The following is a 25,170-nucleotide window of genomic DNA, read 5'->3' on the forward strand; positions in this document are numbered from 1 at the left end:
CGCGACAACTTTTTTGTCGGCCTTTCCATAGACGGCATTCAGACCGGTGACAGTCCATCGCACCCGCGCCCCTGCGAGGTCCCATGAAATCCGGTCTCATCCCGCTCCGTCGGATGCGTCCATTGACGCCTACCGGTACCACAAGACAGACCATTCAAGGCCGCAATTGACTTCCCGCCGTGTTTCCACGACAATTCGGCCTGATTCCGGTACTTTTCCGGCAACCAGGAGCCATGCATGAAACACGAGTCCATCAGCAAGCGGGACATGAAGCGGTATCAGCTTCAGGCCAAGTCCATCATAGAGACCCTGCCGTTCATCACCGAATTCTTCGGCAAGACCATCGTCATCAAGTACGGCGGCAACGCCATGATCGACGAGGACCTGAAACGCGCCTTCGCCCTGAACATCATCCTGCTCAAATATATCGGCATCAACCCGGTGGTCGTGCACGGCGGCGGGCCGCAGATCGGCAAGATGCTCAAGGCGCTGAACATCGAGTCCCATTTCCGCGAAGGGTACCGGGTCACGGACCAGGCCACCATGGACGTGGTCGAGATGGTTCTGGTGGGCAAGGTCAACAAGGAGATCGTCAACCTGATCAACCTGCACGGCGGCGAGGCCGTGGGACTGTCCGGCAAGGACGGGCGACTGATCACGGCCGAGCCCAAGGAGCTGGCCGTGGAGAAGAAGGACGCCCCGCCCGAGATCATCGACCTGGGCAAGGTGGGCGAGGTCACCTCGGTCAACACCAAGCTCATCCACTCGCTGCTGAACGACGGGTTCATCCCGGTCATCGCGCCCGTGGGCGTGGACGAGACCGGCGCGACCTACAACATCAACGCCGACTCCGTGGCCGGGGCCGTGGCCACCGCGCTGGGGGCCAAGCGGCTGTATCTTTTGACCGACGTGCCCGGCCTGCTCGACGCCGAGGGCGAACTGATCACCTCCCTGACCGCCAAGGAGGCGTTCGAGGCCATCCGCTCGGGCGTGGTCACCGGCGGCATGATCCCCAAGATCACCTGCTGCCTGGAGGCCGTGGCCGGGGTGGAGAAATCGGCCATCATCGACGGCCGGGTGGAAAACTGCATCCTGCTCGAACTGTTCACCAAATCCGGTATCGGCACCGAGATCATCTACTAGGCCGGGCGCATGGAACACGGATTTTTCACGATCATCTCCCGGACCGAATTCGAGGCCCTGCTGCGCGGATTTCAACCGCTCGGCTCCGAGACCGTGGACCTGACCCAAGCGGCCGGGCGCGTCCTGGCGAGCGGCCTGGTCGCGCCGCACGACTGGCCCCTGCTGGACCGTTCCTGCATGGACGGATTCGCGGTCAGCGCCCGCGACGTGTTCGGGGCCGGGGAGTCCAACCCCGGCTACCTGGAGTGCGTGGCCGCCCTGCCCATCGACAAGTTGCCGGAAACCGTCCTCATGCCGGGCGAGTGCGCGCGCATCGCCACCGGCGGCGTGCTGCCCGAGGGCGCGGACGCCGTGGTCATGGTCGAGCACACCCAGGCCATGCAGGACGAGACCGTGGGCGGGACCATCGAGATACGCAAGTCCGTGGCACCGGGCGAGAACGTCATGCAGCGCGGCGAGGACGCCAGACAGGACGCCGAGGCCCTGCCCGCAGGCACGGTCCTGCGGCCCCAGGAGATCGGCTTGGCCGCGGCCCTGGGCTTCGAGGAACTCTCCCTGCGCAAACGGCCCCGGGTGGGCATCCTGTCCACGGGCGACGAACTCATCAAAGTCGGGCAAACCCCGAAGCCGGGCCAGGTGCGCGACGTGAACACCCACACCGTCGCCGCTCTGGTGGAACAGGCGGGCGGCGACCCCGTGCCCTACGGCATCATCAAGGACGATCTCCAGAGCCTGAGCAAGGCGCTCGAAAGGGCCATCGCCGAAAACGACGCGGTCCTGCTGTCCGGGGGCAGCTCCATCGGTGTGCGCGACCTCACGGTCCAGGCCATCGAAGCCATGGACGAGGCCGAGATTCTGGCGCACGGGGTGGCCATCAGCCCCGGCAAGCCGACCATCCTCGGCCGCGTGGGCGGCAAACCGGTCATCGGCCTGCCCGGCCAGGTGACCTCGGCCCTGGTGGTCATGCACGTCCTGATCCTGCCGCTTCTCCGCCACCTCATGGGCGACGCCGAAGCCTTCTCCCCGAACCGCCGCTGCCTGCGCAAGGCCGAGCTGGCCCGCAACGTGGCCTCCAAGCCGGGACGCGAGGACTACGTGCGCATCCGTCTGGAGGATCGCGACGGACAGCCGCCCCTGGCCCATCCGGTGCTCGGCAAGTCCGGCCTGCTGCGGACCATTGTCCAGGCCCATGGCCTGGCCGTGATCCCGGCCGAGTCCGAAGGGCTCTACGCCTCGGAGCTGATTGATACATGGATTGTCTAACAGCTTGATTTAGCTGTTATTCGATTAGAAATCTTCTTCCTGGCCGTCGAGCTCCAGAATCTTCCAGCCCTCAACGCCCTTCATGAGCACGAAGACGGAATCGTCCTCCAGGTTCTTGTCCAGCTTGCCCACCTGTACGCGGTAGCTCCCGAACACGCGGACCTCGGCCACGTCCTTGTCCAGATAGACCAACTCGAAGCCGAGTCCGGACGGGTCCACCTTGGCCGTGCGCAGCAGCTTGAAGGTCCCGCGCTGGCGCTGGATCTCCTTGAAGACCTCGAACTGGAAGTCGAACCGGTCGCGCACGTGGGGCGCGAACAGCATGTAGAAGTCGTCGTCCAGGGAGGTCTGCCTGACGTAGAAATCCCGGAGCAGGGCCTGTATCTCCTCGGGCACGGGATTGACCGTGTCCGCGGGAGGCACCTGGGGCTTGAACTCCTCGCCCGCTGTATCCTTGCCGTCCACCCCGCTCTCGGGCGCGGGCATCAGCGTCAGGTACAGCTTGACCTCGGACACGGCCAGCTTCATCCGCGCCAGGGCCACGCCCTCGGGAAAGACGGAGTCGACCACGATACGCAGCGACTTGAACGGCTTTCCGGGACATTTGATGATCTGCTCGCCCTTTTCGTCGCGCAGCCAGAAGGGAAACTCCGAACCGTCGGGATAGACCACCCGGCCGGACCGGATGCGCCGAAACTTCTCGAACTGCCCTTCGCCCTGGTGCCCGTTATAAAGGCCCAACCCCGTGACGCGCACCGGCATGTCGAAGGAAAACTCCATCCACTGCCCTTCTCCCGAAGAGATGCTCCCCCCGGCCCAGGCCGTGGACGGATCGCCGTCCAACAGGTTTTCCGGGCCGTATTCGAGCCCCAGGTTCATCTTGAAGCTGGACACCCGGACGTTCACATCCATAGCCAGGGCCGGAGCGGCCCAGAGCAGGACGGCGAGCAAAAGCGGCAAAAGCGGCGAAATTCCATACCGGTGGGCGTTGACCATGTCGGCATACCTATCACAACGGACCGCGCCCGTCCGCATAAATCATGAAGGGGAAATAAATGCGACATTCATGTGTATTGGCGACAGGTTACAGGGTCATCACACAGCCAATGGGGCGGACGCTAGCCGTCGCTGATCCGAAAGACGCCCAACCGTCCGAACTGCGCCACCTTGTCATACCGCTCGCGCATGGCGGCGTTGATCAGGTCCCCCTCCGGAGTGCCTTCCCGAATATACCGGTTGTTGATCTCTCGGACTATGAAGTACGGCCTTTGCGCAAAAACCTTCTCGATAACCCCGAGCGAGGTCTCCGTGTGGCCGGAGTCGATGGCGATTTCGTCCCCCAGGGAGATCTTGTCGGGATGCATCAGATACTTGGCGGGCGGCTCCATGGACAGAAACCAATAGATGATGTGGTTGTCCATGACCCAGACGTTCCGGTCCTCCGGCAGATGCGCCGCGATATACCTGGCCGTCCGGGAATCGTCGCTTGCGAGGACATGGTACTCGCTGTCCATGTCCCGAGCGATCCTGCCGAGCCTTTGCAGCGTGAAGGACAAAGGTAAGGACGGGAGCAAAAGGATGTAAAAGGCCAGGACATAGCAGAACGGGCGCATCCGGCCACAATTCTCATGAAGACGGCAGAGGAGATACCCGCCGAACAGCGCCAGAACGGGGATCAACTGCATGACGTAGTGCGCATACATCGTCTTCCCGCCCGAAAAGGATATTGTCGTCGCCACCAGGATCGAAAACAAAAAAAACAGATGTCTGATTTGCGACGGGGGACGCTGTCTTATGCGCGACAGGCAGAGAGACACTCCGCACAAGGCCAGGAGCAGCGGGAGATTCCAGCCGTCGTTCCACGACCAGACGAGGCCTCTGAGCCCGGCGATGCTCATGGCGCCGTTCGCTCCCCCCAAGGGGGTCAGGACGACCGCCCTGTACAGGTCGTCGAGAGCATGGCGGGCATAGAACGGATACAGGGCCAGGAGCAGGACGCAGCCCCCCCCGAGGGCATAGAGTGCAGCCCGGCCGAGAAGCCGCCTCTTGTCCTCATACAATATGTACAGGACGCCCGGTGCCGACAGGAGGCAGGTATACGCCAGATTGCTGCGGACCAGCACGGCGGCCCCCATGCACGCTCCGGCCAGAAACATGGCCCAGCCGCGCCGGTTCTCGGCGATCACCAGATATATGCAGCCCATCAACGGGGCCATGGCTACGGTTTCGGACAACACGGCCATCCCGTTTCCCACGGACATTCCGGCTATACAAAGGATTCCGGCAAAAAGGGCGGCCGCCCCGCCCCACATATGCCTGGCGAGAAAATAGCAGGCGCTCGCCGTGATGAAGACGCACAGGGTGCCCGCCACGCGCATGGCCGGTATCGTGGCCCCGAAGACCTTGATCGCGCCGGCGAAGAAATAAAACAGGAGTGGGGGCTTGATGTCGAAGAAGTCGACATACGGCAGGCCGCCGTTGAGGATATGCTGCCCGAACAGGATAAAGGTGGACTCGTCCCAGCCGATGGTCGGCGTGTAAAACCAGGAGAACCTGACCGCGAACGACAGGACGAGCAGCAGCGGCACCGCCGCATAGTGATTCCCCAAGAAGCGCAAATTGTTCTCTGTCATCGTCCTGTAGTCATGACGGCCTGAACGGCGATAATCCCGCCCTCCAGACTACCTGTCTGCGGGAAACGCCTTGTCCTTCTTTCCGGCGCCCCATGTGATACGCGAATTCACCATATAGTTCACTACCGTTCCGCCGACAATGCCGACGCAGTTGGCGAGTATGTCGTACATGCCGACTCCGTGCACGAGCGACATGAATATTGAATAGTTCACCACCCCGGCAAGACCGGCCGCCATGTGGAAATACAAGAAACGCCGCTTCAGGCTGTTCCCGGACCCGCGCGTCTTGAACGTGTAGAGGTTGTTCAAGGTGAAATTGGAAATGATGGAGGCTTCGATGGCGATGGGGGCGGCGACCGCCAGTCCGATGGAAAGCAGCCGGGTCAGGATGTAATACAGCCCCAGGTTGACGACGACCCCCGAGGCGCCGACAAACAGGAATCGCAAAAATTCACTGGAGTTGCGGAACCGTATCCTGACCAGATTGAACAGGAACTCGATCTGGTCGGCCATCCCCAGCTTGGAATCGCCCCTGACCCGATCCGGGAAGGTGATGGGGACCTCGATGATGTTGGCCCCGTTCCGGGCCAGCTCGAAGAGGAGCGACGACTGGAAGGAATATCCCTTGGTGGACAGTCCCGTCAGATCGCAACGCTTCAAAAGCTCCGCCTTGATGCAGCGGAACCCGGACGTGCAGTCCTTTATGGCGGGCAGGCCGCCCATGTTCCGCAGCAGCCAGCTCCCGACCAGGCTCAGCGTCCTTCGCTTGAAGGAAAAGTTCGGCGTGCTTCCGCCGAGAACGAACCGGGAACCGATGACAAAGCTGAACCCGTATTGCTCCAGGCCGATCATCAACGGCAGCAGCTCGGGCGAGTGTTGCAGGTCCGCGTCCATCTGCAGGATCAGGTCCGGATCGAGCTCCCTGATCGCGTGCGCGAAACCGCGCTTGTACGCCTCGCCCAGCCCCCGCTTTTGTCCGGTGATGATGTGGAGGTGCGGAAACCGCGCCTGCAGCCCCCTGACGACATTTGCCGTTCCGTCCGGGGAGTTGTCGTCGACGACCAGCACATGAAGTTCATGGCTGGAAATCCTGTCGGCCTGTTCGAATATCCGGGGCAGCAGGACCGCGACGTTTTCCGACTCGTTGTAGGTGGGCAGGACGATACAGGCGATTTTCATGCGGGCTCCCTCCAAAACCGGGCGCAGGCCCCGATATGGAGCGGTATATTCTATACTTTTCAATAATGAACCAGCGGGCTTCACAAATCAAGCACTTATGAATCACCTGCTGTCCACCGCCGCACGCCCTGCACCGCGCCCCCATCCGGCTGCCATAAACAAAAAGAGGAGAGCCCGGACGGACTCTCCTCTTTACTTTCTTGCTCTGTCTTACGACTAGTAGCGGTAGTGATCGGGCTTGAACGGGCCTTCCACGTCCACGCCGATGTAATCGGCCTGCGCCTTGGTCAGCTTCTCGAGCCTGACGCCGAGGCGGGCCAGGTGGAGGCGGGCCACTTCCTCGTCCAGCTTCTTGGGCAGGATCATGACCTTGGGCTCATAGTCGTTCTGGGCCAGATCGATCTGGGCCAGGGCCTGGTTGGTGAAGGAATTGGACATGACGAAGCTCGGGTGGCCGGTGGCGCAGCCGAGGTTGACCAGGCGGCCTTCGGCCAGGACGATGATGGACTTGCCGGAAGGCATGGTCCACTTGTCCACCTGGGGCTTGACCTCCTTGCGCACGCAGCCCGGGGTCTTCTCCAGGTAGACCATCTCGATCTCGGAGTCGAAGTGGCCGATGTTGCACAGGATGGCCTCGTCCTTCATGGCCTCCATGTGCTTGCCGGTGACCACGTGGTAGTTGCCGGTGCAGGTGACGAAGATGTCGCCGCGGGAGGCGGCGTCGTCCATGGTGGTCACCTCATAGCCCTCCATGGCGGCCTGCAGGGCGCAGATCGGGTCGATCTCGGTGACAAGCACACGCGCGCCGAAACCGCGCATGGACTGGGCGCAGCCCTTGCCCACGTCGCCGTAGCCGACCACGACAACGACCTTGCCCGCGACCATGACGTCGGTGGCGCGCTTGATGCCGTCGGCCAGGGACTCGCGGCAGCCGTACAGGTTGTCGAACTTGGACTTGGTCACCGAGTCGTTGACGTTGATGGCCGGGAAGAGCAGTTCGCCCGCGCGCTGCATCTCGTAGAGGCGATGCACGCCGGTGGTGGTCTCCTCGGACACGCCGCGCACCTTCTTGGAGATCTCGGTCCACTTGGTCGGGTTGGCCTTCACCGAGGCGGCCAGGCGGTCCATGATGATCCGGAATTCATGGACGTCGTATTCCTTGTCGCACAGGGTGGGGTCGGCCTCGACCTTGACGCCCTGGTGGATCAGCAGGGTGGCGTCGCCGCCGTCATCCACGATCAGGTCCGGGCCGGAGCCGTCGGGCCAGGTCAGGGCCTGCTCGGTGCACCACCAGTAGTCCTCCAGGGTCTCGCCCTTCCAGGCGAAGACCTTGGCCATGCCGGAGTCCGCGATAGCCGCGGCGGCATGATCCTGGGTGGAAAAGATGTTGCAGGACGCCCAGCGGATGTCCGCGCCCAGCGCGTGCAGGCACTTGATCAGCATGGCGGTCTGAATGGTCATGTGCAGGGAGCCCGTGACCTTCAGCCCCTTGAGCGGTTTTTCCTGGCCGTACTTCTCGATGATGGCCATCAGGCCGGGCATCTCGCGTTCGGACAGCTGCATTTCGGTGTGGCCCCATTCGGCCAGGGACATGTCGGCCACCTTGTTTTCGCAAGCGGGATCGACGGGCATGACGTTCTTGGACATAAATACCTCCAAATAAGGGATTGTTATCGTTTTTCGGCCTCGTACAGGACCACGACCAGGCCCATGTTGACCTTGAATTCCGTAACCGAACGGATATCGAAACGGGCTTCCTCAAGCCAGTTGCACATGCTCTCGCGGGGGATGCCCAGGCGGCGGTCGCCGTACTCCGAGCGCATGAGCTCGTTGTCGTGCTGGTCGAACTCGGCGATGATCAGCCGTCCGCCGATCTTGAGCACGCGCCCGGCCTCGCGGATGGCGTCTAGCGGCATGGCCAGGTGGTGCAGGACCAGGGACATGACCGTGCAGTCCGCCTCCCAGTCACGCAGGGGCAGGTGGGTCATCTCGCCGATGCGCAGGCTCATGTGGCCGTCGCCGGAGAACCGCTCCTCGGCCAGTTCGAGCATCTTGGGCGAGTTGTCCACGCCGATGACCGACCGCGACGACCGGGCCAGTATCTCGAGCATGTCGCCCGTGCCGCAGCCGATGTCCGCGGCGCAGTCGCACTCGGGCAGCCGGGTCTGGATCTCGCGCCCCAGGTCCAGGTCGCCCAGAACCTCGGCGGTCATGCGGTCCCACTCGGGCGCGATGTCGTCGAAGAACTGGCGGGTGGCCGCCGTGCGCTCCAGGATGACCTTCTCCGCCCGGTTGCGGTCCCGCTTGAGTTCGGGCTCGCCGGACATGAGATCGCGCACGCCGTTGAGAAAACTCCGTCCCGGACCTTCCTCGCTGACCCGGTAAAAGGCCCACAGCCCTTCCCGGCGCACGCCCACCAGCCCGGACTCGGACAAAATCTTGAGGTGCCGCGAAATCCGCGACTGCCCCATCTCCATGACCTGGACGATTTCACCCACGTTGAGTTCGTATTCCAGCAGGACATTGACCAGACGCACTCGGGTCTCATCCGACAACGCTTTGCAATACTTTATTATTTCCATTCAATTTGCTCTATATCAGGATATCTTGATATACGGAACAACCCTTACCTACATAAGATGGGCCGACCGGTCAAGGCGCTTTTCAGTTCGACATGTTGACATTTATTTGCGAATTGGCAATAGATTTAGACATAGTCATTACAAGATACATCTTTGCGCAACCGACAACGAGGGGAGTTTGTCATGCAAGAGAAGATGTCCAAGCCCGAGGAGACCGCCGTGTCCTCCGAGGGAACGAACGGCCATGCCCGGAAGACTGATGAGCCGGATGCGCGCGCATCCGAAGGAAAGCGTTCCGCCTGCGGGATAGACGAAGACGATTTCGACTACATGGTCACACCCTTTCCGGAGTTCATCGGCAAACACCTTTTCTTCAATAGGCTGTATCTGCCCTGGGTCGCGTTCAGCCTGGCGCTCGCGGCCATACGTGTTTCCGCCATGGCCATCTGCGGCGAGGAAAGCGGCCGGTTCGCCCTCAATATCGTCTACGCCCTGCTCCCCGGTCTCCTGGCCATTCTCATCATCGCCTATTCAAAACAGACCGAAAGGGCGACCATCGTCTTCTGCAACATGGCCGCCGACAACCAACGAGACAAGGTCATCGAGGCCTACGAAAAGCTCGTACGCCGGGCCTTCGACAACCGAGGCATGGTGGTCATGGGGGTGATCTTCGTCGCGCTGTTCTGGCCGGGCATTGAAGACCGGCAGATATACCCGACGCCGTCGCACAACATCCTCCACCGGGAGATACTGCGCGACCGCACCCTGGTCACGGTGGGCAAAACCTGGGAGCGCACTCCGCAGGCCGACAACTCCGGGCCGACAACGCCTGCGGAGTCGGGCAGGGTCTCCACTTGGGGCTGGGTGGAATTGCCTCTCGGCAAGGTCCTCCGCCTGGCCAGGGATGAGAACCTGGCGGAACAGGATAGTCGCAAGCAAAGGCCCGGCAACTACGCCGAGATCACCCTGCCGCCCCAGGACATCTATGATCCGCTTCCCCCGGACCCGACCTTCGACGAAAACATTGACGACGCGACATACAAGAAAAAGCAGCGCATCGATCCCGAATGGAGCAATCACTCGCCCAGATTGAAACGGATGTCCGAATACAAGGATAAGGGCAGACCTCCCATAGTGCGGGACACCTCGCCCGAGGGCCTTCGCAGGGAGCGGGAAAAAACGGAACGCGAGGAAAAGGACGAATGGGAGAAGCGGCGGGCTGACCAACTCCCCGGCCCCTTGCGCTTCGTGTACCAGCGGAAGAGCCCGGCGCAACGCTGGCTCCTGTCCCAGAAGACCTACAAGATGGTCATGCTGCCGCTCCTGTTCATGTCCGGCGCCATGCTCTGGTGCCTGGGCGGCATCACCTGGCTCACCTGGTCCCTGGGGCGCAAGCAAAAAAGGGGGGAGAAGAACATCTGGCAGACCATCGAGATCGGCATCCACCCTCGCCTGTCCAGAAGCGTGCGTGACGTGGGTAAAAACCTGTGGCTCGTAGCCGTTATCACCGGGGCCATATACACGGTCATAGTCATATGCATGTTCTTCGCCCGCGCGGACGCGCTGAGCCTGACCATCTCCAGCATATTCAGCCTGGTGGTCGTGACCATATTCATCGTGCCGCAACTCAACATGCACAGGCTCATGGTCCGGTCAAAATACCGTAAGATGTGCGATCTGAACTTCCAGCTGGACAACGCCCTCAATGAACTGAAAGACAATCAGGACGCGGAGAGCATCGAGAAGGCCAACGCGATCCTGGAGCTGCAGAAGGGGCTGGGCGACTGCTGCGAATGGCCCTACGACTTCAGCTCCCTGGCCATGGTCGTCGGCAGCGTGATCATCCCGGTGCTCATGGCCATATTCACGCTCTACGAACATTTCAAATAACCGCCCCCTCGACTCCGGCGACATTCCTCCAGGCAAGCCGTTGCCGGAGGCGAGGAATCATCCCCGTCCTTGAACACACTTTTTTCAATATCTAATTGTACAACGCATAGACCTTCCGTATAGGCAGAGGAAACCACATCAGGAGTTTCCATGAAGCCGTTGTACCCGCTTATCTTTTTGGCCTGTTTCGTCCTTTCCGCATGCTCCGCGGCCACCCAGAACATTCCGGTCAGCTCCAATCCGGACGGGGCGCAGGTCCTGGCCGACGGACAGGCCGTGGGCACCACGCCGTGCAACGTCACCCTGGAAAAGACCCAGCCGCATATCCTGACCGTGAAGAAGGACGGCTACAGGCAGGTGGACGTGCAGATCACCCGCAAGTACGACACTGCGGGCGTGACCCGCGACGCCGCCCAGTCCGGGCTGTGGCAGAGCTCCAACGGGGCCGACGCCGAAGGGGCCGTGGCCAACGCCCTCATGAGCGTCGGGGCCGAAGAGGAATCCGGCGACGCCTACGTCCTCTCCCCGGCTTCCGTGGTCATCAAGCTCCAACCCGTAAATGCGCCCCCTTCCCGGTCCGTGGCTCAGGCCGACGAAGCCGGAAACGACGCGCCGGTCGTCATCTCCAGCGACCAGCTCGACCCCGCCGACCAGAAGCGGCTGGAGCAACAGGGCCAGGTCAGCACCACCGAGCCCGCCACCCTGGGCGACGCCGTGGCCGACGATCCGGCCAAAGAGGCCGAAGCCGTGCTTGAAGGCGCGGCCGTGGCCGCCCCCACCGTGGGCACGGAAAAGGAATGGGGCAGCAGCCACTCCTCCACCAGGCACGAGAGCGACGGCTCGTACACCAAGACCACCACCAGCACCTCGGCCAGCGTCGGCGTGCACGTCAACCCCGTGGAAGCCGGGCTCGAGGCCGTCAAACTCCTCGAAGGGGCCGAAGAATCCGACAGCGGGTCCTCGGAATAACGGTTCGGACTCCATTCACGAAAAAGGGCTCGCCTGCGCGGGCCCTTTTTTCGTGGGAGCCTTTGGCGGCGCCTCGCCGGCGGGCGTCTCCGACGGCTTAAGAACTTTTTGAAAAAGGTTCTTAAGGATCTCCAAAACTTTTGGGGCTGACATAGATCTCTCGTCGTATTAGGGGGGACTATGAGGCTAAAAAGATCGCGTTTGTCGGCTCATATATCCGGTCGTCTGATTGAGCATTTCGTTGCTGGCACCCCAGCCCGCACAGCCAGTGAACTGGTAGGTGTAAACCGCAACACCGCGATCACTTTTTATCAGAGATTACGGAAGATTATCGCAGAGCAGATGCCTTCCGTTGAGATGTTTGCCGGAGAGGTAGAAGTTGATGAGAGTTATTTTGGCGGCTATCGCCGTGGCATTCGAGGGCGGGGGGCTGCTGGTAAAGTCCCAGTATTTGGCATTCTTAAGCGCAATGGGATGGTGTACGCTGAAATAATCCCCGACACTAAAACCAAGACCTTGAAAGGGATAATCGACTTGCAGGTTCAGCCTGACAGCGTGGTGTATACGGATGGTTTGTCATCCTACAAGGTGCTCGATGTGTCTGAATTTAAACACTATCGTATTAATCATCTCAAACGCTATGTTGATGGGCATAACCATATCAACGGCATTGAGAACTTCTGGAACCAAAGTAAGCGCCATCTGAGGAAGTACAACGGTATTCCTCGCAAGTATTTTTGGCTGTATTTGAAAGAGTGCGAATTCAGGTTTAATTACGGCTCCCCAAAAGAGCAGTTATCTATCCTGAAAAAATGGATAAAAAGGCACAACGCGGCATAGTTATCTATGTCAGCCCCAAACTTTTTGTCGCCGCTGCGCGGGGTGCGTAAACATTACGCCGCCCCCCTTCCCACACGTTGCCTCGACCGCACACTTACCCGCTGAGAAATACGGCCATCCACACCCTGCCGAACGCGCGCATGCGCATACATTAAAGTTTAGGAGGGAAAGGGGGATGGGGGTCCGGGGGAAGGGGGAAAGGGGGTACAGCCCGGGTACATAGGTAACACATTAGCCCGGGAACAGGGGTAACACTTTGGGCATGAGAGCCTGGAGGTGCCCATGCCCTGGAATGAGGTCAAACCTATGGATCAACGATGGCTGTTTGTGATGGAGGCGCAGCTTGGCGCCGAGGCCCTGGCGGCATTGTGCCGCAAGTACGGCATCAGTCGAAAAACAGGATACAAGTGGCTGAAACGATACCATGAACTCGGCAAGTTCGGATTCATGGAGCTGACCAGGAGGCCGCGCGGTTGTCCGCATAGGACGCCTGTTGAAATGCGGGAGGCCGTCGTGGCCCTGCGCAAGGCGTGGCCGGGCATCGGGCCGCGCAAGATCGCCGGTGAGCTGCGCAATCGGGGGCTCCGGCCCCCCTCCCACAGCACCATCGCCCTCATCCTCAAGGACGCGGGGCTGGTCAAGGCGCGCAGGCGGCGCAACGCCCGGTTTCGGCAATGGCCAGGCACGCTGACGGAGCCCGAGCATCCCAACCACGTCTGGAGCGTCGACTACAAGGGCTGGTTCAGGATGCTTTGCGGAAGCACCTGCTATCCATTAACGATTATGGATAGTTACAGCCGATTTCTCGTGGGGTGCGAGGCCCTGTCCCGGCCCGCCTTCGCGCCCACGCGGGAGGCCTTCGACCGGACTTTCGCCCGATTCGGCCTGCCCGAAATAATCCGCGTGGATAACGGAACGCCGTTCGCGGGGGCGGGAGCGGGCGGCCTGTCCCGGCTGAGTGCTCTTTGGCTGCGGTTGGGGATCGACGTGGAGTTTATCGAGCCGGGCAAGCCGCAACAAAACGGGGCGCACGAGCGGATGCACCGCAGCCTCAAGCGGGAAATCCGCCTGGGCAGAGGGCTGCGGCAACAGCAGCGCCGCTTCCGCGCCTGGCGTCGGCACTACAACCACAACAGGCCCCATGAAGCGTTGGGCATGGCCGTCCCAGCCCAGGTCTACGTCCGATCGGAGAGAAGATATCCAGCTGAAATACCGGACTTTCAATACGCCGCACAGCACACTGTCCGGCGGGTCAAAAACACCGGGGAAATCAAGTGGAGGGGCCGCAGGCGGTACATCAGCCAGGGCCTGGCCGGCAGTCTGATCGGCCTTCTGGAAAACCGCGCCGGCGACTTGAACATCTACGCCGGATCAGTCCTGCTCGGCATCTTGCCCGCCTCCGGTTCCGGGGGCCTGATCAGGCCCCCGGAACCGGTAGACGAACAATAAAAGTGTTACCCATGTACCCGGGCAGAAGTGTTACCCATGTTTCCGGTTGCACAGGGAACCCTTTTCTCAAAGGGTTCCCTTTCCCCCTTCCCCCGGCCGCCGGAGGCGCCCACCCAACATCTTTTGCAAAAAATGCGCGGCTGGGTTTATGCTTGCGGAGGCTGGAGGATTTTTGCGATAGTATGCTAGGGCATTCGCCAAGCCGGCTGGCGAAGGGCGGCGTGGACTCCACAGGCCGGACAAGGAGCAGGACATGTTCAAGAAGATTTTGTTGGCGGCGACCCCGCAGATCGACACGCAGACCGCGCCCAGGGCGGCCTTTGAGCTGGCCCGTTCCCGCAATGCGGAGGTGGTCTTGTTCCACTCCCTGCCCCTGGAGCGGGACGAATGGTGCTGCTTCGACGACCAGGCGGACCGCGACCGGCTGCTGGCCGCGACCGAAGCCAAGATAGCGGCCTTCTACAAGGAAGATCTCAAGGACATCCCCCATTCCATCCGGGTGTCCACGGGCAACGCGCACGAGCAGATGCTCAAGATCATCCATGCCGAAGGCATCGACCTCATCGTCATGGGCCACCACACCCAGCCGCCGCACCGTGCGGACCGCATGTGGGGCGTGGTGGACACGACCATCCGCAAGGTCTGCGCCAACGTGTTCTGCCCGGTCATGGTGGTCACCAACCCCATGCCCGCCGGGACGAAGATCAAGCGCATCGTCATGGCCACGGACTTTTCCACGCCGTCGGATTCGGCCCTGTGCTACGCGGTGCAGATGGCCTCGACCTTCGGCGCGCACCTGGACATCTTCCACGTCCTGGACGTGGGCCAGATCACGCCCAATCCAGCGTACTACATGCAGTCCATGGAGGTCTTCATCGACAAGGCCATAGGCCGCATGCAGAGCCGGTACGCCCGGGCGCTGCAGGGCGTCAGCCATGAATTCCACTGCTGGGAAGGCGTGCCGTATGTGGAGATACTCAAGCAGGCCCGCTGGCAGGAGGCGGACCTGGTCATCATGGCCCAATACTCGTCCAGCGAGGACCACGCCAAGCCCTCGGTGGGCTCCACCACCATCCAGGTGGCGCTCTCGCCGGGCTGCCCGTCCGTGCTGGTCAACTACCGCGCCCGCACGTGCATTTAGGAGTATCTATGGTCCGGATCAAAGCCGTTCTCGCCTGTCTCGCCTGCCTGCTGCTGGTCGGCGCATGCGGCGTGCCCAAGCAGAAGATTCCGGTGTCCACCGACCCGCTGGGCGCGACCGTGTATGCGGACGGCGAAAAGGCGTGCTCGGCCACGCCCTGCTCGGTCAGCCTGGACCGCAAATCCGACCACCTGCTGACCATCGTCAAGGACGGATACGAGCAGGAGGAGGTCTTGGTGCGCCGCGAGTTCAAGCCGGACAAGGCCATCCGCGACGGGGTCATCTCCGGAATGATCCTGGGCGACGGACCGGAAGGCGTGGCCTCCCGGACGGCCAAGGAAGTGGACGAGCAGGAGCGCAGCGGCGAGGCCTACGTGCTCGAGCCGTCCATCGTGACCATCAAACTGACGCCCAAGGGCGCGGGGATCTGATCCATGGCATATCGACGCACAACGGACCGGCCGGGCAGACGGCGCAAGGCCGAACGCGTGGGCGCGGCCCTGCCCGACCTGCTGAGAGGGCTGGACAGGGCGGGCGGGCGCGACCTGGTCCGGCTGTGGCGGGCCTGGGACGAGCTGCTGGGTGACGTGGCCGGCATGGCCCGGCCCCTGGGGCATCGCGGCGGACGATTGGTCCTGGCCGCGGACGATCCCATCGTCATGCAGGAGGCCCAGTTCCTGGGGCCGATGATCCTGGAGCGGGTCAATGGATTTTTAGGTAAGGAAGTCTTTGACAAAGTAGTATTCGAACTGCTAAACGGCAGAGTTCCTTTGGACGGAGAGATCCGGCCGGAGGCTCCTAAGCCTCCGAGGAAACTTAAAAAACCTGAGAAGTTAGGCAGCTTGAATGAAAAGCTGGACCCGGATTCGCCGGTTGGCAGATGTTACCGGGCGTACCAGCGCATGTTTGACGACTCATAAACGAATTCCGCCTCAGGGCATTTTTTTAAGGAGTACACCATGAGTGAAGAAGTGAAAGAAATTTCCTTTGACGAGCTTGGCCTGACCAAGCCGCTGGAAAAGATGACCGCCAAGGAGCTGCGTGCCCTGTGCATGGAGAAGCTCCCCATGGTCACCGGCGCTTCCGGCAAGGAAAAGGACGAGCTGGTCGCCGAGATCAAAGAAGTCTTCGGCATCGTCGACGAGGAGCAGATCTCTCCGTACAAGAAGCAGATCCACGAGATCAAGCGGCAGATCCGCGCCCTGCGCGTGCAGAAGAGCGAGACCGAAGGCCGCGCCCAGCGCGATCGCCTGCGCCGTCAGATCACCAAACTGAAGAAGCGCACCCGCCGGCTCGCCCGCGCCGTGTAATTTCTGCAAAAAAGAAGTTGACATAAAGAGGCCCAACCCTTAAATCAACTTCTCGCTGCTGGGCTGTCGTTCAATTGGCAGGACGACGGGTTCTGGCTCCGTTAATCAAGGTTCGAGTCCTTGCAGCCCAGCCAACTTATTGCGTCCCCATCGTCTAGCCTGGTCCAGGACGGCGGCCTTTCACGCCGTTAACAGGGGTTCAAATCCCCTTGGGGACGCCAAGGAAGCCAAAGGCCTTATGCACACAGCATAAGGCCTTTTTCTTTGCCCGGCGGCCAGCCCATGTGCGCACCCCGTCGGGCGCTCCATGCTCCCCATCGACACACCAACCTTCCCGCCTTCACGGTTCCGGCGGATCACCAGCCCATCCCCCCGCTTCCATTATGTCTGTTTTGACATAATTGTGCGGAATCATTGTATTGTTTTGTTTCTTTGCGTCGTCCACAGCCTGCGCCTAGGTTGATAATGGCGCGTAAGCCCGGCCGGTCGGCAAAAAGCCTCTGCGCCCCAGTGAGGGGGCGCGAAGGTTTGCCCGACCGGGTCGCATCGGGAATGTCTTCCGAGGGAGCGCGTCCAGAGGAACGCATGCACGCAATAGGAACCATATATCCCGTCGGGCCCGGACTGCCGGTCCGGCGATACTGAAGGGGGCCCCATGGGTGCCAGGTCCGGTTCCCTTCGACACACGCTCCCGGGAGCGCCTTCTAGCCGCACACGCCCTGTTCCGCCGGTTACCCGGGCCGGCGCTCTTCCTCATTCCTTCTCACGTCCCCCCTTCCACCGTCCTGCCCGGCGCATCGCGCCGGTTCCGAGAGCAACCCGCATTTGCGGGATTCGCCATACCGTCAATGGAGGATTCTATGTCCGTATCAACGCGTAACGCGCCGCCATCCGACCCTGCGGCCTCCTGCGTCCCGTTCTCGGGGCTCGGGCAGGCCATGCGGGCGATCGAGGCCGTAGCCATGTCCTATCGCCCCCGCTGGGAGGAAGGGCCCGCCGCCGTGCGGCCGGTCCCCACGTGCCCTGCCGGGGCTTACGGCTACGCCCTGCAATGCCGCCTGTGCCGGGAAACGCGGGCCGGATGACCATCTAACCAAAGGAGTGGATATGAGCGTCAACAGAAGAAGCTTTCTCAAACTGGCCGCAGTGACCGCCGTGTCGTCGGCGTTCGGCGGGCTGGGATTCGCCGCCGAGGCCAAGGCCGCGGACCGGATCGCCATGCTGCAGCCCAAATGGAGCAAGCAGACCACCTCGGTATGTTGCTACTGCGCCGTGGGGTGCGGCCTGATCGTCAACACCGACCTCAAGACCAAGCGGGCCGTCAACGTCGAGGGCGACCCGGACCATCCCATCAACGAGGGCGCGACCTGCGCCAAGGGCGCGTCCATCTGGCAGCTGGCCGAGAACAAGGAGCGCCCGCCCCGCCCGCTGTACCGCGCACCCTATTCCTCTGAGTGGAAGGAAGTCTCCTGGGACTGGGCGCTGGGCGAGATCGCGAAAAGGGTCAAGAAGACCCGCGACGAGAGTTTCACCGAAAAGAACGCCAAGGGGCAGGTGGTCAACCGCTGCAACGGGCTGGCCTCGGTCGGTTCGGCGGCCATCGACAACGAGGAGTGCTGGACCTACCAGGCCATGCTCCGCGCCCTCGGCCTGGTCTGGATCGAGCACCAGGCGCGCATCTGCCACAGCTCCACCGTGGCGGCCCTGGCCGAGACCTTCGGCCGCGGGGCCATGACCAACCACTGGAACGACATCGCCAACAGCGATTGCGTCCTGGTCATGGGCAGCAACGCCGCAGAGAACCATCCCATCTCCTTCAAGTGGGTGACCAAGGCCATGACCAGGGGCGCCAAGCTCATCCACGTGGACCCGCGCTTCACCCGCACCTCGGCCAAGGCCGACCTGTACTGCCAGCTGCGCGCCGGTTCGGACATCGCCGTGCTCGGCGGGCTGATCAAGTACATCCTGGACAACGACCTGATCCAGCGCGACTACGTGGTCAGCCACACCAACGCGACCTTCATCGTGGGCGACAAGTTCACCTTCGACGACGGCCTGTTCAGCGGCTACACCAAGAACGGCGACGACGCGGACTACGCCGGCAAGTACGACAAGTCCCAGTGGGCCTTTGAAACGGACGCGCAGGGGCTGCCCAAGAAGGACCCGACCCTCAAGCACCCCCGCTGCGTCTACAACCTGCTCAAGAAGCACTACGCCCGCTACGATGTGGACAAGGTGGTCAGCACCTCGGGCATCGACAAGGACAGCCTGCTTGAATTCTACAAGCTCTACTCGGCCACGGGCAAGCCGGACAAGGCGGGCACGATCATGTACGCCATGGGCTGGACCCAGCACACCGTGGGCGTGCAGTACATCCGGACCATGGCCATGGTCCAGCTGCTGCTCGGCAACATCGGCGTGGCCGGCGGCGGGGTCAACGCCCTGCGCGGCGAATCCAACGTCCAGGGGTCCACGGACCACTGTCTGCTGTGGCACATCCTGCCCGGCTACCTGGCCACCCCCAACGCGGCCCTCGACTCGTACGAGAAATACGTGACGACCAAGGCCAAGCCGCACCTGGAAGGGGCCAAGGATCCCAAGAGCGCGGCCTGGTGGCAGTACTATCCCAAGTACATGGCCAGTTTCCTCAAGGCCATGTATCCCGAGGCCTCGCTGGACGACGGCTACAAGTGGCTGCCCAAGGCCGAGGACGGGACCACCTACACCTGGCTCCAGCTGTTCGAGCACATGGACAAGAAGGCGTTCACCGGCTTCTTCGCCTGGGGCATGAACCCGGCCTGCGGCGGGGCCAACGCGGGCAAGAACCGCAGGGCCATGGCCAACCTGGACTGGATGGTCAACGTCAACATCTTCGACAACGAGACCGGCTCCTTCTGGCGCGGGCCGGGCATGGACCCGAAAAAGGTCAAGACCGAGGTCTTCTTCCTGCCCTGTGCCGTGTCCATCGAAAAGGAAGGCTCCATCACCAACTCCGGCCGCTGGATGCAGTGGCGCTACCAAGGGCCGACCCCCAGGGGCGAGTCCAAGACCGACGGCCACATCATGACCGAGCTGTTCGAGGCGATCAAGAAACTGTACGCCAAGGACGGCGGGGCGTTCCCCGAGCCCATCAAGAACCTCTCGGTGGACATGTGGCAGGCCCACGGCGAGTACGACGCCCACAGCGTGGCCAAGCTGATCAACGGCTACTTCCTCAAGGACGTGACCATCAAGGGCAAGACCTACAAGAAGGGCACCCTGGTGCCGAGCTTCGCGTTCCTCCAGGACGACGGCTCCACCGCCTCGGGCAACTGGCTGTACTGCAACTCCTACACCGAGGACGGCAACAAGGCTGCGCGCCGGAGCACGGAGCAGACCCCGGAACAGGCCAGGATCGGGCTGTTCTCCAACTGGTCGTGGTGCTGGCCGGTCAACCGGCGGATCATCTACAACCGCGCCTCCTGCGACAACACGGGCAAGCCCTACGCCCCGCAGAAGCCGGTGGTGGCCTGGAACGGCGAGAAGTGGATCGGCGACGTGCCCGACGGCGGCTGGGCCCCGGGCACCAAGTACGCCTTCATCATGAAGCCGCACGGACACGGCCACGTCTTCGGACCGGGCCGGGCGGACGGCCCCTTCCCCGAGCACTACGAGCCCATGGAGACCCCGTTCAAGACGCACCAGTTCTCCGGGCAGTTGAACAACCCCACGGCCCTGCGCTTCGCGCACGAGACCATGGCCGTGGCCGATCCCAAGTACCCGTACGTGGCCACGACCTACCGCGTGACCGAGCACTGGCAGACCGGTTTGATGACCCGCCACACTCCGTGGCTGCTCGAGACCATGCCGCAGCTGTTCGTGGAGATGAGCGAGGAGCTGGCCAAGGAAAAGGGCATCGAAAACGGCGAAAAGGTCATGGTCGAGTCCATAAGGGGCAACGTCTGGGCCATCGCCATGGTCACCAAGCGGATGCACCCGCTCAAGATCATGGGCAAGACCGTGTACCAGATCGGCATGCCGTGGTGCTTCGGCTGGCAGATGCCCCACGACGGCAGCGGCGGCGATTCCGCCAACCTGCTGACCCCGTCGGTGGGCGACCCCAACACCGGCATCCCCGAGACCAAGGTCTTCGTGGCCAACGTCCGCAAGATGTAAGGAGAACGATATGAACGGTAAATCATTCCTGGTCGACCTGACCCGCTGCACCGCGTGCCGGGGCTGCCAGATAGCCTGCAAGCAATGGAAGAAGCTCCCGGCGGAGAAGACCACCAACTGGGGCTCGTACCAGAACCCCAAGGATCTGTCCTCCAAGACCATCCGGCTCGTCCGCTTCTCCGAGGTGGTGGACAACGGGACCCTGCGCTGGCTGTTCTTCCCGGAACAGTGCCGCCACTGTCTGGACGCCCCCTGCTCCACGGTGCCCGACAACCCCGAGGCCATCATCCACGACAAGGAGACCGGGGCCGTGGTCTACACCGAACTGACGGCCAAGGAGGACGGCGAGTCCATCCGCATGGCCTGCCCCTACGACATCCCCAGGGTGGACCCCGAGACCAAGGTCGTGAACAAGTGCGACATGTGCATCGACCGGGTGCGGGCGGGCAAGCTCCCGGCCTGCGTCCAGGCCTGCCCCACCGGGACCATGAACTTCGGCGACCGCGAGGACATGCTCAAGCTGGCCGAGGAACGGCTGGCCGCGGCACAGGAGAAGTTCCCGGACGCCATGCTGGTGGACCCGGAGGCAACCCGAGTCATCTACTTGGCCGCGATCGATCCGGCGAGCTACTACGACTACCTTGAGGCCGACGCCTCGGACGTCATGCCCGACTCCCTGTCCAGGAAGCAGTTCCTGGCCAAGCTCGGCAAGCAGATCCGGACCATGCGCTCCTAGAGAACCCCCGCGCCCCCAATGCGGGGGCGCGGACCCTCAGTACCGTCGGCCCGGCCTCACCCGCCGGGCCGACACTTTTTTTGAGGAGGGGATGGGGAGTGGCCTGGCCGCCCTACTCCCCGGCCAGGAGGTGGCGGGCTATTTCCTTTTCAGCCGGGGTCATGACCGGGTTCCGGTCGAGTAGCTTCAGCCATGTTGCGGCCTGTTGCTCGGGTGATACTTTCCGAAACCGCAGAGAGCGGTCCGCCCCGTGATCGAGCAGGAGACGGACCGACTCGAGATTCCCCTGCTCGCAGGCATAGACAAGCGGGCTTCTCACGCTGGAGACGCTGTAGGGGACGAGACGCCAGAATGGATTCGGCTCACCGTACGACTTCAGAGGGACCGTGACCCTATTCACATCCGCGCCGTGGTCGAGCAGGACCCTGGCCGACTCCGTGTAGCCGAACTGGACTGCATACATCAGGGCGGTCTTGCCGAAGGGATTGGCGTGCTCGACGTCCGCGCCCAGCGAAAGAACGCCCTCGAGATAGTCAGGATCGTCCACAGCCAGGATCGCCTCATTCTCAAAGGCGTCCCGCAGGGTCGCGCCCGCCTCCCGCAGGGCGCGGATCTCGTTGAGCGGGCGGTGGTTCAGAACGCTGACCTGAAGCATGTAGTTCAACTCCGTTTGCGAGTCCGGCATGATCGCTTCCAGACCGCTCCCGGACGGTTCCCCGGACACGGCATACCGGTACCAGGGGCTTTGGGCGGTGTTCAGCAACGCCTTGGGGTATCGTCCCAATACGCGGGTAGTCATGACATCGGCGATCCTCCCGGCATACTCGGCGGAGTCCTCGGGGGACAGAGCGTTGTGGGCGGCGAGCCACTTGGCGAGCACAGCCACGGTCTTCGTTCGCTGTGCCTCGTATCCCCGGGTAAGCAACTTCTCCCATATGCCCTGGTTCGACCACAGGGACAGGAACGTGCCTATGGACGGATCAGGGCTTCCCACCCGGCGGACGTCGAGGCACACCGAGATCTCCCACCGGTAGTAGCCCATCCCATACCACCGTTCCAAGGTCCCCCGGTATGCACCCGAAGGGGAATCCATGCTCTCCAGCCAGCTTTTGAACTTATTAACCTCCGGCAGATGAAAGGGGTCCTGGTCGTCGGGCACGCGACAGATGTACACCTGCCGGGAGGAGACCAAATATCCTGTCCACTTCGTTTCGGCCCAGGTCGCCTCCATGGCCTCGGGATGCCTGCGGAAGAGCCATAACGGCGCGCAGGGCCGAGAATAGACGTCCACGTTGATATACGCTGCCATGACATACTCGAGCACGTCCTTGAGCGAGCGGATCGCTTTGGGCAGATACGGATACTTCGGGTGATCGATCTCGCCGACCAACCGGGCGGCCATTTCGTCCAGCAGCTTGTCGCGCTCCGGCGATTCGGGGCGGGTGGTGAAGACGATATACATGCGCCAGGCGATGGCGAGGTTGTCTTCGAACTCGGCAAGGGCGGCTTCCGCTGCCCGGGGGTCGGTGGGGATGAGGTCGGCGGCCCGGCCGATGGCCTTGAGGTGCTCGGCGGGGGCGGGGTCCTGGGCTCCGGCCACGAGGCAGAGGCCAAGCACCAGGGCGACGGTCATGCACAGTTTCCGCATGGTTCGTTCCTTGTTGCGAGGTTTGCCGGAGCAGCCGCTAGAACTATGTCCGAGACGGCGCGATCGGTCAACCCGGAGCGGCGGAACGTCACGAAAGAATAAAAAAAGATCCCGGGCTCATCGCACAGGACCTTTTGCGGTCTTCATACCTCAGGATGGATGTCATCCGCCGAGAGCCCGCCGCAGGGCGGCGATATCGCCCATCAGCAGGTCCAGGTCGCGCTTGATGCGCTCCTCGGGCCAGTCCCACCACCGGATTTCCTCCAGCAACGCGATATCCTCGTCCGGGAAACGCTTGCGGATCAGCCGGGCCGGGGCCCCGGCCACCACGGCGTAGGCCGGAACGTCGCGGGTGACGATGGCCCGGGAGCCGATCCTGGCCCCGTCGCCGATGGTCACGCCGGCCATGACCAGCGCCTCGAAGCCGATCCAGACGTCATTGCCGATGACGATGTCGCCCTTGTTGTCCCAACTGTCGGCGATGTGCCGCTCGTGTTCCCACTGCTCGCCGAAAATGGCGAAGGGGTAGTTGGCGCAGGCGGCCTGCTTGTGGTTGCCGCCGTTGAACAGAAACCTGGCGCCGTGGGCTATGGAGCAGAACTTCCCGATGACCAGTTTGTCGTTATTCACGGGGTAGTGATAGAGGACGTTTTTGTCCTCAAAGCGCAGCGGGTCGTCGAAATCGTGGTAGTAGGTGTATTCGCCCACCTCGATATTCGGCTTGGTGACCGCTTCACGCAGGTTGCATGTATTCTTGTCCCCGGACCGGGGAAACAGTGGATGGCTCATGTCGTTATTCCCTCTAAGCTCGGCAGGCCGGAAGACTCGTCCGCCCTGCCCGGATCAATGAAAAGCCGCTTGTCCGAGGGGATATAGGCCGTCAAAGAGGACGCTGTCAAAATATGAATAGACATGGGCCGCGTTCTTTGCCCGAAGCGGGAGCCCATGGCGGGAAACGCTAGTGCGTCTTGAGGAACATCAGACCGATGAGCGCGGCCAGGAGCACGGTCCAGATGAGGGCCGCGCGCAGGGTGGCCTTCTTGGCGCGCTCCTTCTCGTACCAGGACAGGGGGCGGATGCCCTGGACCAGGAAGGTGCCCACCCCGGCCAGGTTGAGGCAGATGATGTTGGCCGCGAAGAGCAGGGCCGCGCCGCCCGACTCCGGGAACATCCCCGCGCCCAGGAACAGGCCGCAGGCGATGAGCGGCGGGAGCAGGGACAGGGCGACCATGACCCCGACCAGGGAGGTGGGCACGCCCAGGGTGACGGTGATGATCCCGGCCGCGCCCGAGACCATGGCCAGGATGATGTCCGAATAGGAGGTCATGCTGCGCACGGACAGCTCATGGGTCATCTCGGGCACGCCCAGGGCCAGCCCGGCCCCGGCGGACAGGGCGAGGCACAACCCCACGCCCACGGCCAGCGTCTTGAGTGATTCGCGGGTGAGCCTGGCGTCGCCGAGCGTGGTGGCCAGGGACAATCCCACGTTGGGCCCGAGCAGCGGGGCCAGAACCATGGCCCCGATGATGATGGCCACGTTGTCGCGCATGAGCCCGATGATGCCCACCAGGGAGGCGAACAGGACGAGCATGACGTAATGCTTGGAGAGCAGGGTCGTGTCCAGGACGTCGGCGTAAAGCTCCTCGCGGCTGATGGCCGCCTGGCCGCCATTTCCCTCCTCCTGAGAGGGGTCGGACTCCTGCTCCTCTTCCTTGGCCAGCTTGTCCAGCCTGGGCAGGGTCGCCTCGGCGGGATAGACCACGATGCGGTACTTGTCGGTCCAGGCGAACCGTTCCTCCAGTTCATCCATGACGTTGGCGGTCTCGGCCACGTCCAGGACCACGCGGAAGGTCAGGGATTCGCCGTCGTCGAGCGGCGAGGCCCAGAACACGTAGCCCGCGTCGGATTGACGCTCCTCAAGGGATTTCTTGACCTCGTCCTTGTCCGAACGGGGCGTGACGATTTCGATAACTCGCAATGCCATGGTGCCGACCTCGTATGGTTCCGATACCACAGGCAATACCACAGCGCGCCCCCGGAGTACATGCGCAACTCCCCTCTCCCCCGCCGCTCCGATACGCCCGCAAGTTCCCAGGCTACAAGCACGCCAAACCGCCATCACGCCCCGCGAAGCGGCGATAAAAAATTTGGGAAAAGGAGGGGATGGGGGTCCGGGGGAAGGGGAGGAAAGAACCCTTTTCAAAGGGTTTTTCCTCCCCTTCCCCCGGCCGC

The 25,170-nt window shown here is 62.4% G+C and carries 21 protein-coding genes and 2 tRNA genes; 15 read left to right on the top strand and 8 right to left on the bottom strand.

The window, feature by feature from the left end; genetic code table 11:
• The first annotated feature begins 267 nt into the window (after positions 1 to 267).
• Both argB and ACR42D_RS15240 read left to right on the top strand, forming a co-directional pair.
• On the top strand, positions 268 to 1,143 hold the full coding sequence (argB, locus tag ACR42D_RS15235) for an acetylglutamate kinase (RefSeq protein ID WP_484568470.1): 876 nt from the start codon (positions 268 to 270) through the stop codon (positions 1,141 to 1,143).
• Between the two features lie 9 nt (positions 1,144 to 1,152).
• Positions 1,153 to 2,406 (top strand): molybdopterin molybdotransferase MoeA, encoded by a 1,254-nt coding sequence (locus tag ACR42D_RS15240; RefSeq protein WP_484567648.1) that lies wholly within the window; start codon positions 1,153 to 1,155, stop codon positions 2,404 to 2,406.
• Positions 2,407 to 2,430: 24 nt separating this feature from the next.
• Here the strand turns inward: ACR42D_RS15240 and ACR42D_RS15245 are convergent, their stop codons facing one another.
• The 5 genes from ACR42D_RS15245 to ACR42D_RS15265 all read right to left on the bottom strand — a co-directional run bounded on the left by ACR42D_RS15245 (position 2,431) and on the right by ACR42D_RS15265 (position 8,800).
• Positions 2,431 to 3,402 carry a discoidin domain-containing protein gene (locus ACR42D_RS15245; protein ID WP_484567649.1) on the bottom strand — a complete coding sequence of 324 codons (972 nt, stop codon included), beginning with the start codon at positions 3,400 to 3,402 and terminating at the stop codon, positions 2,431 to 2,433.
• A 122-nt stretch (positions 3,403 to 3,524) separates the two neighbouring features.
• Positions 3,525 to 5,015, bottom strand: coding sequence for an ArnT family glycosyltransferase (locus ACR42D_RS15250; protein ID WP_484567650.1), 1,491 nt, complete (start codon positions 5,013 to 5,015; stop codon positions 3,525 to 3,527).
• Positions 5,016 to 5,087: 72 nt separating this feature from the next.
• Positions 5,088 to 6,218 carry a GtrA family protein gene (locus ACR42D_RS15255; RefSeq protein WP_484567651.1) on the bottom strand — a complete coding sequence of 377 codons (1,131 nt, stop codon included), beginning with the start codon at positions 6,216 to 6,218 and terminating at the stop codon, positions 5,088 to 5,090.
• A 216-nt stretch (positions 6,219 to 6,434) separates the two neighbouring features.
• On the bottom strand, positions 6,435 to 7,865 hold the full coding sequence (gene ahcY / locus ACR42D_RS15260; protein WP_484567652.1) for an adenosylhomocysteinase: 1,431 nt from the start codon (positions 7,863 to 7,865) through the stop codon (positions 6,435 to 6,437).
• 23 nt (positions 7,866 to 7,888) lie between these two features.
• On the bottom strand, positions 7,889 to 8,800 hold the full coding sequence (locus ACR42D_RS15265; RefSeq protein ID WP_484567653.1) for an ArsR/SmtB family transcription factor: 912 nt from the start codon (positions 8,798 to 8,800) through the stop codon (positions 7,889 to 7,891).
• Positions 8,801 to 8,983: 183 nt separating this feature from the next.
• On the opposite strand from ACR42D_RS15265, the gene ACR42D_RS15270 reads away from it, so the two are divergent.
• The 13 genes from ACR42D_RS15270 (at position 8,984) to ACR42D_RS15330 (ending at position 21,290) form a co-directional block, all read left to right on the top strand.
• A complete protein-coding gene (locus tag ACR42D_RS15270; protein ID WP_484567654.1) occupies positions 8,984 to 10,690 on the top strand; it encodes a hypothetical protein in 1,707 nt (568 codons plus the stop codon).
• Between the two features lie 150 nt (positions 10,691 to 10,840).
• Complete coding sequence (locus ACR42D_RS15275) at positions 10,841 to 11,659, top strand: PEGA domain-containing protein (protein WP_484567655.1); 819 nt, start codon at positions 10,841 to 10,843, stop codon at positions 11,657 to 11,659.
• A gap of 180 nt (positions 11,660 to 11,839) precedes the next feature.
• Entirely contained in the window at positions 11,840 to 12,499 is a 660-nt protein-coding gene (locus ACR42D_RS15280) for an IS1595 family transposase (protein ID WP_484566530.1), read from the top strand.
• A 306-nt stretch (positions 12,500 to 12,805) separates the two neighbouring features.
• The gene (locus ACR42D_RS15285; RefSeq protein ID WP_484565549.1) at positions 12,806 to 13,948 is read left to right on the top strand and encodes an IS481 family transposase; all 1,143 of its coding nucleotides are present in this window, start codon (positions 12,806 to 12,808) and stop codon (positions 13,946 to 13,948) included.
• 253 nt (positions 13,949 to 14,201) lie between these two features.
• Positions 14,202 to 15,089 carry a universal stress protein gene (locus tag ACR42D_RS15290; RefSeq protein WP_484567656.1) on the top strand — a complete coding sequence of 296 codons (888 nt, stop codon included), beginning with the start codon at positions 14,202 to 14,204 and terminating at the stop codon, positions 15,087 to 15,089.
• 8 nt (positions 15,090 to 15,097) lie between these two features.
• The gene (locus ACR42D_RS15295; protein WP_484567657.1) at positions 15,098 to 15,520 is read left to right on the top strand and encodes a PEGA domain-containing protein; all 423 of its coding nucleotides are present in this window, start codon (positions 15,098 to 15,100) and stop codon (positions 15,518 to 15,520) included.
• Positions 15,521 to 15,523: 3 nt separating this feature from the next.
• Complete coding sequence (locus ACR42D_RS15300) at positions 15,524 to 16,009, top strand: DciA family protein (RefSeq protein ID WP_484567658.1); 486 nt, start codon at positions 15,524 to 15,526, stop codon at positions 16,007 to 16,009.
• Between the two features lie 39 nt (positions 16,010 to 16,048).
• The gene (locus ACR42D_RS15305; RefSeq protein ID WP_484567659.1) at positions 16,049 to 16,399 is read left to right on the top strand and encodes a hypothetical protein; all 351 of its coding nucleotides are present in this window, start codon (positions 16,049 to 16,051) and stop codon (positions 16,397 to 16,399) included.
• Between the two features lie 59 nt (positions 16,400 to 16,458).
• Positions 16,459 to 16,533, top strand: a tRNA-Gln gene (locus ACR42D_RS15310).
• 9 nt (positions 16,534 to 16,542) lie between these two features.
• A tRNA-Glu gene (locus tag ACR42D_RS15315) sits at positions 16,543 to 16,620 on the top strand.
• A gap of 639 nt (positions 16,621 to 17,259) precedes the next feature.
• Positions 17,260 to 17,484 (top strand): hypothetical protein, encoded by a 225-nt coding sequence (locus tag ACR42D_RS15320; protein WP_484567660.1) that lies wholly within the window; start codon positions 17,260 to 17,262, stop codon positions 17,482 to 17,484.
• Positions 17,485 to 17,506: 22 nt separating this feature from the next.
• Entirely contained in the window at positions 17,507 to 20,554 is a 3,048-nt protein-coding gene (fdnG, locus tag ACR42D_RS15325; RefSeq protein ID WP_484567661.1) for a formate dehydrogenase-N subunit alpha, read from the top strand.
• Positions 20,555 to 20,564: 10 nt separating this feature from the next.
• Entirely contained in the window at positions 20,565 to 21,290 is a 726-nt protein-coding gene (locus ACR42D_RS15330; protein WP_484567662.1) for a 4Fe-4S dicluster domain-containing protein, read from the top strand.
• 112 nt (positions 21,291 to 21,402) lie between these two features.
• Here ACR42D_RS15330 and ACR42D_RS15335 read toward each other — a convergent pair whose 3' ends face one another.
• From ACR42D_RS15335 to ACR42D_RS15345, 3 genes are all read right to left on the bottom strand, one after another.
• Positions 21,403 to 22,938, bottom strand: a complete 1,536-nt coding sequence (locus tag ACR42D_RS15335; protein WP_484567663.1) for an ankyrin repeat domain-containing protein — start codon at positions 22,936 to 22,938, stop codon at positions 21,403 to 21,405.
• Between the two features lie 162 nt (positions 22,939 to 23,100).
• Positions 23,101 to 23,727: a CatB-related O-acetyltransferase gene (locus ACR42D_RS15340; protein ID WP_484567664.1), complete on the bottom strand. Its 627-nt coding sequence runs from the start codon at positions 23,725 to 23,727 to the stop codon at positions 23,101 to 23,103.
• Between the two features lie 169 nt (positions 23,728 to 23,896).
• A complete protein-coding gene (locus tag ACR42D_RS15345) occupies positions 23,897 to 24,922 on the bottom strand; it encodes a TIGR00341 family protein (RefSeq protein ID WP_484567665.1) in 1,026 nt (341 codons plus the stop codon).
• Between the last annotated feature and the right edge of the window lie 248 nt (positions 24,923 to 25,170).

This window comes from Pseudodesulfovibrio sp. lm2024 (assembly GCF_051175575.1).
GTDB lineage: Bacteria > Desulfobacterota > Desulfovibrionia > Desulfovibrionales > Desulfovibrionaceae > Pseudodesulfovibrio > Pseudodesulfovibrio caledoniensis.